The 12,749-nt window shown below is 69.1% G+C and carries 12 protein-coding genes; 5 read left to right on the plus strand and 7 right to left on the minus strand.

Annotated elements, in window-relative coordinates; translation table 11 throughout:
* Positions 1–91 precede the first annotated feature (91 nt).
* The 3 genes from aceA to ACFOSH_RS07570 all read left to right on the plus strand — a co-directional run bounded on the left by aceA (position 92) and on the right by ACFOSH_RS07570 (position 3,578).
* Entirely contained in the window at positions 92–1,378 is a 1,287-nt protein-coding gene (aceA, locus tag ACFOSH_RS07560) for an isocitrate lyase (RefSeq protein ID WP_378237980.1), read from the plus strand.
* Between the two features lie 103 nt (positions 1,379–1,481).
* The gene (gene aceB / locus ACFOSH_RS07565) at positions 1,482–3,086 is read left to right on the plus strand and encodes a malate synthase A (protein ID WP_378237981.1); all 1,605 of its coding nucleotides are present in this window, start codon (positions 1,482–1,484) and stop codon (positions 3,084–3,086) included.
* Positions 3,087–3,446: 360 nt separating this feature from the next.
* The gene (locus ACFOSH_RS07570; protein ID WP_378237982.1) at positions 3,447–3,578 is read left to right on the plus strand and encodes a hypothetical protein; all 132 of its coding nucleotides are present in this window, start codon (positions 3,447–3,449) and stop codon (positions 3,576–3,578) included.
* Between the two features lie 209 nt (positions 3,579–3,787).
* On the opposite strand, the gene ACFOSH_RS07575 is transcribed toward ACFOSH_RS07570, so the two are convergent.
* The gene (locus ACFOSH_RS07575; protein ID WP_378237983.1) at positions 3,788–5,041 is read right to left on the minus strand and encodes a glycosyltransferase family 4 protein; all 1,254 of its coding nucleotides are present in this window, start codon (positions 5,039–5,041) and stop codon (positions 3,788–3,790) included.
* A 119-nt stretch (positions 5,042–5,160) separates the two neighbouring features.
* Here ACFOSH_RS07575 and ACFOSH_RS07580 point away from each other — a divergent pair, with 119 nt between their 5' ends.
* Positions 5,161–6,927: a glycoside hydrolase family 2 protein gene (locus ACFOSH_RS07580; protein WP_378237984.1), complete on the plus strand. Its 1,767-nt coding sequence runs from the start codon at positions 5,161–5,163 to the stop codon at positions 6,925–6,927.
* Here ACFOSH_RS07580 and ACFOSH_RS07585 read toward each other — a convergent pair.
* The 5 genes from ACFOSH_RS07585 to ACFOSH_RS07605 form a co-directional block, all read right to left on the minus strand.
* On the minus strand, positions 6,915–7,142 hold the full coding sequence (locus ACFOSH_RS07585; protein ID WP_378237985.1) for a hypothetical protein: 228 nt from the start codon (positions 7,140–7,142) through the stop codon (positions 6,915–6,917). The two genes, ACFOSH_RS07580 and ACFOSH_RS07585, sit on opposite strands and share 13 nt — an antisense overlap.
* Positions 7,142–8,203, minus strand: coding sequence for a serine protease (locus tag ACFOSH_RS07590; protein WP_378237986.1), 1,062 nt, complete (start codon positions 8,201–8,203; stop codon positions 7,142–7,144). Before ACFOSH_RS07590 ends, ACFOSH_RS07585 begins: the two co-directional genes overlap by 1 nt.
* A gap of 284 nt (positions 8,204–8,487) precedes the next feature.
* Entirely contained in the window at positions 8,488–8,976 is a 489-nt protein-coding gene (locus ACFOSH_RS07595) for a glutathione peroxidase (RefSeq protein ID WP_378237987.1), read from the minus strand.
* Between the two features lie 12 nt (positions 8,977–8,988).
* Positions 8,989–10,500 (minus strand): 1,4-alpha-glucan branching protein domain-containing protein, encoded by a 1,512-nt coding sequence (locus tag ACFOSH_RS07600; protein ID WP_378237988.1) that lies wholly within the window; start codon positions 10,498–10,500, stop codon positions 8,989–8,991.
* Positions 10,497–11,270 carry a class I SAM-dependent methyltransferase gene (locus ACFOSH_RS07605; protein WP_378237989.1) on the minus strand — a complete coding sequence of 258 codons (774 nt, stop codon included), beginning with the start codon at positions 11,268–11,270 and terminating at the stop codon, positions 10,497–10,499. Before ACFOSH_RS07605 ends, ACFOSH_RS07600 begins: the two co-directional genes overlap by 4 nt.
* Positions 11,271–11,400: 130 nt before the next feature.
* Between ACFOSH_RS07605 and ACFOSH_RS07610 the strand changes: the two genes are divergently transcribed.
* Entirely contained in the window at positions 11,401–11,841 is a 441-nt protein-coding gene (locus ACFOSH_RS07610) for a hypothetical protein (RefSeq protein ID WP_378237990.1), read from the plus strand.
* Here ACFOSH_RS07610 and ACFOSH_RS07615 read toward each other — a convergent pair.
* Positions 11,822–12,673 carry a DegV family protein gene (locus tag ACFOSH_RS07615; protein ID WP_378237991.1) on the minus strand — a complete coding sequence of 284 codons (852 nt, stop codon included), beginning with the start codon at positions 12,671–12,673 and terminating at the stop codon, positions 11,822–11,824. The two genes, ACFOSH_RS07610 and ACFOSH_RS07615, sit on opposite strands and share 20 nt — an antisense overlap.
* Positions 12,674–12,749: the final 76 nt, after the last annotated feature.

The following is a 12,749-nucleotide window of genomic DNA, read 5'->3' on the forward strand; positions in this document are numbered from 1 at the left end:
TTGGAGCCCTGGATCGGGTTTCCCCTGTCGTGTCAGGGTCGAATCTCCGAAAGGCGATCACTCGCAAACTTCGCAACACCGGGAGAATCCGATGACTCAGCACGCGCAGCAGCTGGAGCAGGCGGCCGCCGAACTGGCCAAGCAGTGGGCGACCGACCCCCGCTGGGCGGACGTGAAGCGGTCGTACTCCGCGGCTGACGTGGTCAAGCTGCGTGGCAGTGTGGTCGAAGAGCACACGCTCGCCCGCCGCGGTGCCGAGAAGCTCTGGGACCTCCTGCACAACGAGGACTACGTCCACTCGCTGGGCGCCCTGACCGGTAACCAGGCCGTGCAGCAGGTCCGCGCCGGCCTCAAGGCCATCTACCTGTCCGGCTGGCAGGTCGCCGCCGACGCCAACCTCTCCGGCCAGACCTACCCGGACCAGAGCCTCTACCCGGCCAACTCGGTGCCCGCCGTCGTCCGCCGCATCAACAACGCGCTGGGCCGCGCCGACCAGATCAACTGGGCCGAGGGCAACACCGACACCGACTGGTTCGCCCCGATCGTCGCCGACGCCGAGGCCGGCTTCGGTGGCCCGCTCAACGCCTTCGAGCTGATGAAGGGCATGATCGCCGCCGGTGCCGCGGGCGTGCACTGGGAGGACCAGCTCGCTTCCGAGAAGAAGTGTGGTCACCTCGGCGGCAAGGTGCTGATCCCGACCAAGCAGCACGAGCGCACGCTGAACGCCGCCCGCCTCGCCGCGGACGTGCTGAACGTGCCGTCGCTGATCGTCGCCCGCACCGACGCCCAGGCCGCCACGCTGATCACCAGCGACGTCGACGAGCGTGACCGCAAGTACGTCACCGGCGAGCGCACCGCCGAGGGCTTCTACAACGTCACCAACGGCATCGACCCCTGCATCGACCGCGGTCTCGCCTACGCCGAGTACGCCGACCTGCTGTGGATGGAGACCTCCAAGCCGGACCTCGAGGTCGCCCGCCAGTTCGCCGAGGCGATCAAGGCGAAGTACCCGAACCAGATGCTGGCCTACAACTGCTCGCCGTCGTTCAACTGGAAGAAGCACCTGGACGACGCGACCATCGCGAAGTTCCAGCGCGAACTCGGCCACATGGGCTACAAGTTCCAGTTCATCACCCTGGCCGGCTTCCACGCCCTGAACTACTCGATGTTCGACCTGGCGCACGGTTACGCCCGCGAAGGCATGACCGCCTACGTCGACCTGCAGGAGCGCGAGTTCGCTTCGGAGGACCGCGGTTACACCGCCACGAAGCACCAGCGCGAGGTCGGCACCGGCTGGTTCGACAACGTCGCGACCGCGCTGAACCCGGAGAGCTCGACCACCGCGCTCGCCGGCTCCACCGAGGCCGAGCAGTTCTGATCCCTCGCAAGTAGGTGCCAGGTGGCGGTCTTCCGGCCCCAGGGAGACCGCCGCCGCACCCCTTCCCCTTCTATCTTTTCGCGATGCCCAGCGGAGGCACACCATGGTTGAGAAGCTGAACTACCGGATCGACGTCTGCGGACCCGCCGGTGACCGGTTCGACGAGATCCTCACCCCGGCCGCGCTGGACTTCGTGGCCAAACTCGACAACGCGTTCGCCGGCCGCCGCCGCGAGCTGCTCGACGCCCGTCGTCTGCGCCGCGAAGAGCTGCAGTCCGGTGAGAAGCCGCTGGGTTTCCTGCCCGAGACGCACGCCGTCCGCGACGACAGCAGCTGGTCGGTCGCCCCGGCCGCGCCCGGTCTCGAAGACCGCCGCGTCGAGATCACCGGCCCGACCGACCGCAAGATGACGGTCAACGCGCTCAACTCCGGCGCGAAGGTCTGGCTCGCCGACTTCGAGGACGCGACCTCGCCGACCTGGCACAACGTGATCGACGGGCAGCTCAACCTGTTCGACGCGATCCGCCGCAACATCGACTTCACGACCGAGGCGGGCAAGCGCTACACGATCGGCGACGAACCCGCGACGATCGTCGCCCGCCCCCGCGGCTGGCACCTGGTGGAGAAGCACATCCGCATCGACGGCCGCCCGGTTTCGGCGAGCCTGGTCGACTTCGGTCTCTACTTCTTCCACAACGCGCGCCAGCTGCTGGCCCGCGGCAGCGGCCCGTACTTCTACCTGCCGAAGCTCGAAAACCACCTCGAAGCGCGGCTGTGGAACGACGTCTTCCTGCTGGCGCAACGCGAACTCGGCATCCCGCGCGGCACGATCCGGGCCACCGTGCTGATCGAGACGATCACCGCCGCGTTCGAGATGGAGGAGATCCTCTACGAACTGCGCGAGCACATCGCCGGGCTGAACGCCGGCCGCTGGGACTACATCTTCAGCGTCATCAAGAACTTCTCCTCGCACGGCGCGGACTTCGTCCTCCCGGACCGCGCGCAGGTGACGATGACCGTCCCGTTCATGCGGGCCTACACCGAACTGCTGGTCAGCACCTGCCACAAGCGCGGGGCGCACGCCATCGGCGGCATGGCCGCGTTCATCCCGAGCAAGGACCCGGAGATCAACGCGACCGCGCTCGAGAAGGTCCGCCAGGACAAGGAACGCGAGGCGAACGACGGCTTCGACGGCTCCTGGGTCGCGCACCCCGGTCTCGTCCCGGTCTGCCGCGAGGTGTTCGACGGGGTGCTCGGCGGCTGGCCCAATCAGCTCGGCAAGCTCCGTGAAGACGTCATCGTCACCGCGGAGGACCTGCTCGACGTCGCCAGCGCCGGTGGCGAGGTCACCGAAGCCGGTGTCCGCGCCAACATCAACGTCGCGCTGCGCTACATCGACGCCTGGCTGCGCGGCACCGGCGCGGCGGCGATCCACGGCCTGATGGAGGACGCCGCCACCGCCGAGATCGCCCGCTGCCAGGTGTGGCAGTGGATCCGCAACGGCACGAAGCTCGAAGACGGCACCGCGCTCACCCACGGACTCGCCGTGTCCTATTTGGACGAAGAGCTGGCATCGGTGCGGTCCGAACTGGGCGAGGGCAACCGCCTCGGCGACGCCTACGAGATCTTCACCGAGACCGCGCTGGGCGAGAAGCTGCCGAGCTTCCTCACCACCGGCGCGTACGCGCGGTACCTGACCGCGCGCTGACTCAAGGCTCCGGCCGCCCCTACCTGACGCGGGGCGGCCGGGTTCCACACCGGTTTGGGACGGTGTGGCCCAACGGGTCCGGTGGCGGTGGCTCCCCGCCGCCGGACCCGCTTCACGCGCGCGCTCTTCCGGTAGCGCTGTCGGGCGTGCGTCCCGTCGCGGAGGCCCCGCTCACCCCACACCCCGGGGGCGGGGTCTCCGCGACGCTTTCTTCTCGGACGGCTTGGACGGAACGGGATGAACCGCACACGGACCGCGAATAGGTAGCGGTACCTAGTGATACCCCCGTTGTTTCCGCGGCGGGTCGCGCGAATGCTCGGCGCCGGGTGGGGATTCCGCCCGTTTCCCCGAGGAGTCACCATGAAGAAGCAGTTGAGAAGCGTCTTGGCCGCAGCCTTCGTCGTCCTCGCCGTCGTCCTCGCCGCACCGGCGGTGTCCGCCTCGGTGGCGGTCCCGGCGCGCCCGGACTGCGTCCGGCCCTGCCACTTCTGATCTTCGTCACCTAGAGCAGCCCCGGGGGTCGCGCCCCTCGCGACCCGCGACACTCGTGGAGGGGGCCTTCACGTACTTCAGGCGGAGAGTGGGGGCGAGGGCGCTGGTACCGCGTTGGTCGGGGTGGTCGTGAGTGGTAAGTGTCGTTAGAACCCCACTTGCCACTCACGACCGACGCGCCCGACGCGTTTAGTCCTCTGAATGCGGGTTTAGGGCTCGAAAGCGTTGCCTGTAGCGATCTTCGGGCGCCCCAGTTCCACCGGCTCCCCGATGCGGGCCCGCCGGTAGACCGCGACGGTCGCTTCGGCGATCCGGCCCCAGTCGAAGTCCGCGGCCAGGCGCGACTGCGCGGTCAGCGCCCGCCGGGCAGCGGCGACCTCGTCGTCCAGCACCGCTTCGACGGCGTCCCCGAGGGCGTCGACGTCGCCGGGGCTGAACGCCAGGCCGGTCTCGCCGTCGACGACGACCTCGCCGAGCCCGCCGGCGGTGGACGCCACGAGCGGCGCCTTCGCGGCGGCCGCTTCCAGCGCGACGATCCCGAACGGTTCGTAACGGCTGGGCAGCACGACGGCGTCGGCCGCGGCCAGCACGGCGCGCAGTTCGCGGTCGGACAGGTGCCCGACGAAGTCCACCGCGCGGCGGACGCGCAGCTTGCGGGCCTGCTCGACCAGTTCCTCCAGATGCCTGCCCTTGCCGGCGACGACCACCCGGGTCCCCGGTTTCGCGCGGCGGATCCGGGGGAGCGCGGCGAGCAGGTCCTGCACGCCCTTCTCCCATTCCAGCCGTCCGAAGTAGAGCAGCAGCGGCGCGCCGGAGGGGCTGTAGACCTCGCGTGCGTGCGCGACCTCTTCCGCCGGCACCTGCCAGGTGCGTTCCTCGATGCCGTTGTGGATGACGGTGACCGCGCCACCGTCGACCTCGAATAGATGCGACACCTCGCGGCGCATGGCCTGCGAACAGGTGATCAGCGCGTCCGAGCGGTTCGCGAGCCACCATTCGACCGAGTGAACCTGCTGGTTCAGCGGATGCGAAAGCCAGCCGGAGTGCCGCCCGGCCTCGGTGGCGTGGATCGTGCCGACCAGCGGGACCCGCGCGGCCTCGGCGATCGCGATCGCCGGATGGGTGACCAGCCAGTCGTGCGCGTGCACGACGTCCGGCTGCCAGCCGCGCAGCAGGTCGGTCGCGGCGCGGACCATCGCGTGCCCCATCGCCAGCGTCCACGCGACGAGGTCCCGTTCGAAGGTCACGTGCAGCGGGTCTTCGGCGACCCGGATGATCCGCACGCCCTCGACCACGCGATCGGTCCTCGGATGGGTCTCGGCGTCGGTGCCCGCCGTGTGACGGCACAGGACGACCACGTCGTGTCCCTGCCGGGCGAGGTGCCGGGCCAGGGCGTGGACGTGCCGTGCGAGTCCGCCGACGACCACGGGTGGGTACTCCCACGACAACATCAGCACGCGCATGGGTGGAGGTTACTCGTGAGTCGGTCGTCACCGGGACGGGGCGATCACCCTCGGCGATAGAGCCGAGGATGGTCTTCGCGAGGGCGACAGGGACGGCGATCTTTGCCACCATCGGGCTGATGACGTCCTCGGTGAACGCGGCCGAACCGGCCTTCAAGCCCGTCGAACCGGTGTTGTCGACCCCGTGGTCCGCGCAGGTCGGACCGGGCAACGCCCTGCCCGAGTACCCGCGCCCGCGGCTGGTCCGCGAGCGCTGGCTGAACCTCAACGGCGTCTGGGAGTACGCGGGGGACCGCTCGCCCGGCCGGAACGGGTACGGCGAGCGGATCCTGGTGCCGTACCCGCCGGAGTCGGCGCTCTCCGGGATCGGGCGGCACGACGAAACCCTCTGGTATCGCAAGGTTTTCCAGGTCCCGTCCGGCTGGGACGGGCAGCGGGTGCTGCTCCACTTCGGCGCCGTCGACCAGTCCGCGACGGTCTGGGTAAACAACCAGGAGGTCGCCGTCCACGAAGGCGGCTACACGGCCTTCAGTGCGGACATCACCGACGCGTTGCGGCCGTCGGGATCGCAGGAACTGACCGTCCGCGCGATCGACCGCACCGACGCCTCGACACACGCCGTCGGCAAGCAGCGCAACGACGCGAAAGGGATCTTCTACACCGCCGCGTCGGGCATCTGGCAGACCGTCTGGCTGGAGCCGGTGCCGTCCGCGCACGTCGCCGATCTCCAGGTGGTCCCGGACCTCACCGGGGCGACGGTTGTGCCCAAGGTCACAGGCGGCGCCCGGGTGGAAGCGATCGTCAGCGAGCCCGGCGGCCGGGAGGTGGCACGCGTCGCAGGGGACGCGGGACGGCCGTTGCGCGCGGAGGTGCCTTCGCCGCGTCTGTGGACGCCGGACGACCCTTATCTCTACGACGTCGAGGTCCGCTTGCTCGACGAAAGCGGCACCGTGCTGGACGTCGTCGAGTCCTACACCGGGCTCCGCACGATCGGCACGGTCACCGACGGCGAGGGCAGGCCGCGGATCGCGCTCAACGGCCGGATCACCTTCCTGCACGGCCCGCTCGACCAGGGTTACTGGCCGGACGGGATCTACACCGCCCCGACCGACGAGGCGTTGCGGTTCGATCTGGAGAAGACCAAGGAACTCGGCTTCGACTTCGTCCGCAAGCACGTCAAGGTCGAGCCGGAGCGCTGGTATCACTGGGCGGACAGGCTGGGCCTGCTCGTCTGGCAGGACATGCCGTCGCTCACCGTCTCCTTCGACGGCCCGCCCGGGCCCGCGCCCGATCCGGTGCCGGAGGCGAAGGCGCGGTTCGAAGCCGAACTGACCGAAATGGTCGAGCAGCTGCGCGGGGTGACCTCCATCGTCGGCTGGGTGCCCTTCAACGAAGGCTGGGGCGAATTCGACACCGCGCGCATCGCGAAACTGGTGAAGGAACTCGACCCGACCAGGCAAGTCATCGCGAACAGCGGGGTGAACTGCTGCTTCTCGCGGCCCGACACCGGCGCGGGCGACGTCTACGACGACCACACCTACGTCGGACCTGGGAAGCCCGCGGTGAAGGACCACCGGGTGATCGTCGACGGCGAGTACGGTGGCCTCGGCCTCGTCCTCGACGAACACCGCTGGCCGGGGAAACCCCAGGCGTACGAGATGACGCCGACCTCGGCGCTGTTGACCAAGCGCTATGCCGAGGTCAGCGAACACCTCGAACGGATCCTCGCCGGTACCGGCCTTTCCGGCGCGATCTACACCCAGACCACCGACGTCGAGAACGAGGTCAACGGCCTGCTCACCTACGACCGGCGGGTGGCGAAGGCGGATTCGCCGACCGTCGCCGCCCGCAACCACGCGGTCATCGAAGCGGGTCAGTCCGGCTGAGCCTCCACCGGTCCGCCGGAGTCACGGACCCGGACGGGTACCCCGAGCAGCTGAGAAGGCAGCCGTCCGGGGTCGTGACCGGGGGTCATCCACACGTCGATCGTGGGGGCCCCCGAGGCCTCGCCCTGTCCGACCCCGACCACCCCGGGGACGTCGTCGAGCCACCGCGACGCCGAGACGAGGGCGGTGTCGACATCGGACACGTCGTCGGCCACTACGGGTGCACCCTGATCCCGAGCGCGGCCTCGACCAGTGTGATGCGGTTGACCACGGTGACCACCGGCGAACCCGCGAACAGCAGGCCGACGGCCAGGTCGGTGTTCAGCTCCGCCACGAGGCTGCCCGAGTCGCCACCGGCGGACATGTCGGTGGTGAGCAGCTGCTGTGCGAACCGGGCCACCCGGCCGCCGCCGTAGTTGACGTCGACGGTGGCGTTGATGTTGGTGACGGCCCCGGTCGTCCAGCTGGTGGTCCGGCCGGTCTTCTGCACTCGCGTGCCGACGGTCGGCGCGGGGTTGGTGCCCCTGAGGTCGCCGACCCAGAAGATCCGCCGGTCGAGGTCGTGGAACTGACCTTCGGCGACGGCCGCGTCGACGAGATTCAGTGGGGCGGGCTGACCGGGGGTGATGAACTTGATCGGCACGTACCGGCTCAGCCTCGCGATGATGTCGCTGGGAATGACGCCGCCGTCGAACGGGCCAGGCTGCAGGATCGGGTCGCCGATGGCCGCGGCGTTGGTGTTGGCCAGCACATGGTTGTTGCTCAGGATGTAGTAGCGCGGCGGTTTGCCGGGCAGCGCCGAGGCGTCGTAGACGGCGGTGCCGTACGTGCCGGCGGTGATCTGGAAGTGGCCGACGCTCAGTCCGCCGAACGCCGGGCGGAAACGCCTGGCCAGGGTGAGCGGGTCGACCATGTCACGGAGACCTTCCTGGCGGGAAGGCTGCGATGCCGGTGCCTCGTCGTGCATCGGGGTGGCACCGTTGGCCTTCGGCGGCGTGATGGTCCGGCCCGCCTGCAGTACTCCGACCTCCTGGACGTCCGTGGGCACTCCCGAGAGCTTCGCGGGGACGAGGTCGTTGTCACGGAGCAGTTCGTGCGGCAGCTTCGTGTCGACCAGGACCGTGATCGCCTTTTCCCCGGTGTCCGTTCCGTTCGACCACTTGGTGCCGAGTGCGACCCCCACGACGTTCTGCCTGTCGAGAAGGGCGCTCTCTTCGGATGCCTGTACGCTCGCGAGAGAGAGGAAGTCTTTCGGGATCATGTTTTTTTCGATCATTTCGGCCACACTTTTCTGGTTGTCGGCGTTGACGAAGTGCGGGAGTCCCGACGAACGAGTCTTCCCCTGGGCGCAGGGGTGCGCCATAGTGCAATCGGGTACACCGATTCACCCGTCGATGGCGGGAATTCCCTTGTGTGGCAAGGCTTTGTGATCGATCAACCGGCCATCGCGCGAGCGGGCGGGGTATTCAGGGACTTAAGTCACCGGTCTTCCGGAAAAGGAAACGGGCGGGTTTCCGGAGGCCGCTCCGGAAACCCGCCCGTCCTGTGTCGAATCGTGGGTCAGTCGTCGATCGCGGCGTCGATCGCCTCGGTGATCGTTTCGTCTTCGGGTTCGGTGCGCGGGCGGAACCGCCCCACCACTTCGCCGGACGGGGCGACGAGGAACTTCTCGAAGTTCCACTGCACGTCGCCGGTGGCGCCTTCCGCGTCGGCCGCCTTGGTCAATTCGGTGTAGAGCGGGTGACGGCTTTCCCCGTTCACGTCCAGCTTCGCGAACAGCGGGAACGAGACCCCGTACGTCGTCGAGCAGAAGGTCTGGATCTCCTCGGCGGTGCCCGGCTCCTGGCCCGCGAATTGGTTACACGGGAACCCGACGACGGAGAAACCCTTGTCCGCGTAGCGTTCTTGCAGCTTCTCCAGCCCGGTGTACTGCGGCGTCAGGCCGCATTTCGACGCCACGTTCACCACCAGCAGCGTCTTGCCTTCGAGCGCGCCGAGGGTCGTGTCCTCACCGGCGAGTGTCTTCAACGGAATGTCGTGGATCCCCATGATTTCCTTTCGTCATTTCCTCAGCAGGTCGCGCGCGTCGACGTGCCCGAACGGGCCGTCGTCGCGCCGGAACGCGGCCGCGGTCTCCCGCGCCCGGTCCAGCGCTCCTTCGCGGAGCAGCCCGGCGAGCGTGTCGAACCGGTCTGTGTGCACCTTCGCCCGCCGTTGCGCGTAGTCGGCGGCGGAGTCCTTGGTGACCATGAACGCCCAGTCGCTCGAAAGCGCCAGCATCGCCTCGGCGACGGCCTGGTCGCGGACGGCGTCCCGGGTCGTGGTGTCCATTCCGGCGACGAGGTCGAGCATCCGGTGCTGCAACGCGGTGTTGTCCCGCACCATGTCGGCGACCTGTTCGCCGTCCCAGACCCGCCAGTCCTTGCCCGAGCCCCACGACGACGCCGGGAGGTCGACCTTCCCGCCGAGGTGGCCGGCTTCGAGCGCGCCCTTGAGCGTGGTGACGCGGACGCCCGCCTCGGGCAGCGCGCGCAGGACGCCTTCGAGCCAGGCCGGTCCCTCGTGCCACCAGTGCCCGAACAGTTCCGTGTCGTACGCGGCGACGACGAGCGACTCGCGGCCGTGCTCGGCCTTGAGCGAGCGCAGGCGGGCGACGACGGTGTCCACGAAGTCCTGGACGTGGCCGCCGAGGGTGGCCGCCGCCATCGCCGGCTCATACGGCGCCTTGTCCGGCGGCTCGATGGTCTTGCCGGTCACCCGCGACGGCTTGAGCCCGACTTCGTGCGCCCAGGTGTGGAAGTCGCGATAAGCGGCGTGACCGGGGTATCCGGCCTTCGGTGACCAGACGCGGTACGTGACTTCGAGGTCCCTGCCGAAGCAGACGACGTCGGAATCGCCGACGGTCCGCGCCGCCGAGGTGTCGCCGTGCAGGGACGGCCCGTCGACCATGAAGCGCTGGACACCCGCGGCCGCGTACCCGGTCTCCATACCGGGCGCGTAGCCGCATTCAGGGGCCCAAATGCCTTCAGGACGCTGTCCGATGCGCAGCGCGGTGTCGGCCAGGCCGCCGCGCAGCATGAAGTCGCGGACAGCCGGGTCGAGCAGCGGCTGGAACGGATGCGCCAGCGGGCCGCCGAGCAGTTCGATCGTCCCGTTGTCCACAAAGGATCGAAGGATCGGTGAGAATCCGTGCCGCCAGCGGGTTTCGAGTTCTTCGGACGCCTTGACGGCCGTCCGGTACTCGCTCGCGGCGAGGTCGCGCAGCAGCGGGTCGCCGCGCCAGAGCGTGGACGCGTGCCAGGCGCGCAGCTGCCAGTGACCGAGCCAGTCGTGGAAGGCGCCGATGCAGTACGGGTCGTCGAGCTGGGCGGCGAGGACCGGCGTCATGCCGAGCGTGAGGACGTCTTCGCGGCCCTCGTCGGCGAAGCGGCGCAGGAGGTCGACCATCGGCAGGTAGGAATGCGCCCAGGCCTGGTAGAGCCATTCTTCGCCGACCGGCCAGGAGCCGTGATGCGGCAGCCACGGCAGGTGGCTGTGCACGACGAGGCAGAAGGTGCCCTCGTACTCGCTCATCGCCGCACCGCCACGGCGACCAGGTCGAGGCTCGCGTCGAGGTCTTCACCGTGGACGGCGAAGTCCGCGGCCTGGATGCCTTCGACGTCGGCGAGCAGCGCGGGCGGCCAGTTCGCCTGGCCTGGCAGCTGCCCCATGACGACGTCGAGCTGGGCGTCGATGATCGAGCCGCCGTACTTGTCGTCGAGCATCTTCACGCCTTCGCCGTGGTGGAGGCCGTGCAGGGTCTCGACCTCGAAGCCGGCGTCGCGCAGCAGTTCGTCCAATTCGGACGGTGCGAGTTCCCTGGTGTGGAACGGGTTGAGCGGGGTGTCGCTGTCCGGGGTGAAGGTCAGCCGGTTGGGCGTGGTGACGATCAGCCGTCCACCGGGGGAGAGCACGCGGCGGCATTCGGCGAGGAACGCGCCTTGGTCCCAGAGGTGCTCGATCACCTGGAAGTTGGCGACGACGTCGACCGAGGCGTCGCGCAGCGGCAGGAACACCAGGTTCGCCCTGGCCACGCCGACGCTCGCGTAGCGGCGGGCGACGTGCTCAGTGGTGAGGACGTCGTAGTCGAGCGCGAGCACCCGTTCGGCGACGGTGGCGATGAGCCCGGCGCCATAGCCCTCACCGCAGCCCGCCTCCAGGACGGTCTTGCCCTCGCACAGGGGCAGGAGCTTTTGATACGCGGCCTCGTGGCGGCGGTACCAATAGTTTTCCTCGGCGATGCCCGGCACGGTGCGTTCACCGGTGAGGTGCAGCGCTTCGGCCCTGGTGGCTGGGGTGGTCACGCCGCGACCCTACCGGCCGGTCACTTCGGCCCCGTCCGCAAGTAGTCACCTGGTTGCGTTGTCAGACCCCCGCAAGCAGGTGACTAATTGCGGCTTGTCACGTTTCGCGGCGCTTGCCAGTCCAGAAGACATGCAACGGACAATCACCCGCGTACTTCTCGTCGTCTTCGGTCTCGTCGAACTGCCCGTCGGGCTGTGGCCACTGCTCAGCCCGGACGGCTTCTACCGGGACTTCCCCGGCTTCCGCACCGGCTGGGTCGCCATGGACGGCCCCTTCAACGAACACCTGCTCCGCGACTTCGGCGGCCTCAACCTGGCGCTCGCCGCGATCCTGATCGGCGCCGCCGTGATCGGGACGACCGCCGTGGCCAGGCTCGCGGCGCTCGCGACCTTCCTGTTCGGACTGCCGCACTTCCTCTACCACCTGGGCCACGTCTCGCATTTCGAGCCGGTGGACCAGGTGCTGATCGTCGCGATGACGGCGCTCGGCGCGGTGCTCCCGCTGATGCTGGTGCTGATCCCGTCGCGGGTGTCGATCCCCAAAGAAGGGGCTACACCGGCGACACCGTGATGCCGATGGCGCCGGGGCCGAGGTGGGCGCCGAGGATCATGCTGGCGTCCACCAGGGTGCTGTCGACCATTTTGGGCAGCCGCGCCCGCAGCCGCCCGCCGATTTCGAGGTCGCGTTCGTCCGGGCCGAACCGGGTGATCGCGATCTCGACGTCCTGATCGCCCGCGGCCTCCACCGCGAGGTCGACGAGTTTGTTGAGCGCCCGCCGCTGGCCCGGCACCCTCGTCAGCGGGGCGACCTCGCCGTTCTTCAGCGTCAGCAGGGGTTTGATCGAGAACGCGGAACCGAGGAACGCCTGCGCGGCGCCGATCCGGCCGCCGCGACGCAGGAACTCCAGCGTGTCGACGTAGAGGATCTCCCGGCTGCCGCGGAACCGGCGTTCGGCCGCCTCGATCACCCGGGCGGCTTGCCCGCCGGCGGCGGCGACCTTGGCCGCCGAAGTCGCCGCGAAACCGAGGCTCATCCCGGTGGTCCCGCTGTCGAGCACGTGGACGGGGATGTTCACCTGCTGGGCGGCCTCACGGGCGGCGTTCACCGTCTCCGACATCCGTCCCGAGATGTGGATGCTGACGATCGCCGAGGCGCCCTTGCTCGCGGCGTCCTGGAACGCCCAGAAGAACGCGGCGACCTCGGGAGGCGCCGTCTTCACCGGCGTCCCGGCGCGCAAGTGATCGATGATCTCTTCGCGGTGGTAGCGGTTCTCCTCGTCGACCTGCTCTCCGACCTGCAGTTGGACCTGAACGACGCCGATTCCCCAGCGTTCGGCGACCGGGACGGGGAGGCAGGCGGTCGAGTCCGTGATCACGGCGACAGGGCCGGGCATGGAACGCATGGTGCGGCAGGTTAGCCCGTCACCGTCGCGGGGAGTACCCCGGAATACGGCCGTTCGGGTTAGTCGCCCGGTTACA

The sequence above is a fragment of the Amycolatopsis speibonae genome (assembly GCF_042647925.1).
Classification (GTDB): Bacteria; Actinomycetota; Actinomycetes; order Mycobacteriales; family Pseudonocardiaceae; genus Amycolatopsis; species Amycolatopsis speibonae.

What these genes read in the sequence shown, in the direction of transcription:
- aceA (WP_378237980.1), top strand. Translation starts at nt 92, where the DNA reads ATGACTCAGCACGCGCAGCAGCTGGAGCAGGCGGCCGCCGAACTGGCC.
- aceB (WP_378237981.1), top strand. Translation starts at nt 1,482, where the DNA reads ATGGTTGAGAAGCTGAACTACCGGATCGACGTCTGCGGACCCGCCGGT.
- ACFOSH_RS07570 (WP_378237982.1), top strand. Translation starts at nt 3,447, where the DNA reads ATGAAGAAGCAGTTGAGAAGCGTCTTGGCCGCAGCCTTCGTCGTCCTC.
- ACFOSH_RS07575 (WP_378237983.1), bottom strand. Translation starts at nt 5,041, where the DNA reads ATGCGCGTGCTGATGTTGTCGTGGGAGTACCCACCCGTGGTCGTCGGC.
- ACFOSH_RS07580 (WP_378237984.1), top strand. Translation starts at nt 5,161, where the DNA reads ATGACGTCCTCGGTGAACGCGGCCGAACCGGCCTTCAAGCCCGTCGAA.
- ACFOSH_RS07590 (WP_378237986.1), bottom strand. Translation starts at nt 8,203, where the DNA reads ATGATCGAAAAAAACATGATCCCGAAAGACTTCCTCTCTCTCGCGAGC.
- ACFOSH_RS07595 (WP_378237987.1), bottom strand. Translation starts at nt 8,976, where the DNA reads ATGGGGATCCACGACATTCCGTTGAAGACACTCGCCGGTGAGGACACG.
- ACFOSH_RS07600 (WP_378237988.1), bottom strand. Translation starts at nt 10,500, where the DNA reads ATGAGCGAGTACGAGGGCACCTTCTGCCTCGTCGTGCACAGCCACCTG.
- ACFOSH_RS07610 (WP_378237990.1), top strand. Translation starts at nt 11,401, where the DNA reads ATGCAACGGACAATCACCCGCGTACTTCTCGTCGTCTTCGGTCTCGTC.
- ACFOSH_RS07615 (WP_378237991.1), bottom strand. Translation starts at nt 12,673, where the DNA reads ATGCGTTCCATGCCCGGCCCTGTCGCCGTGATCACGGACTCGACCGCC.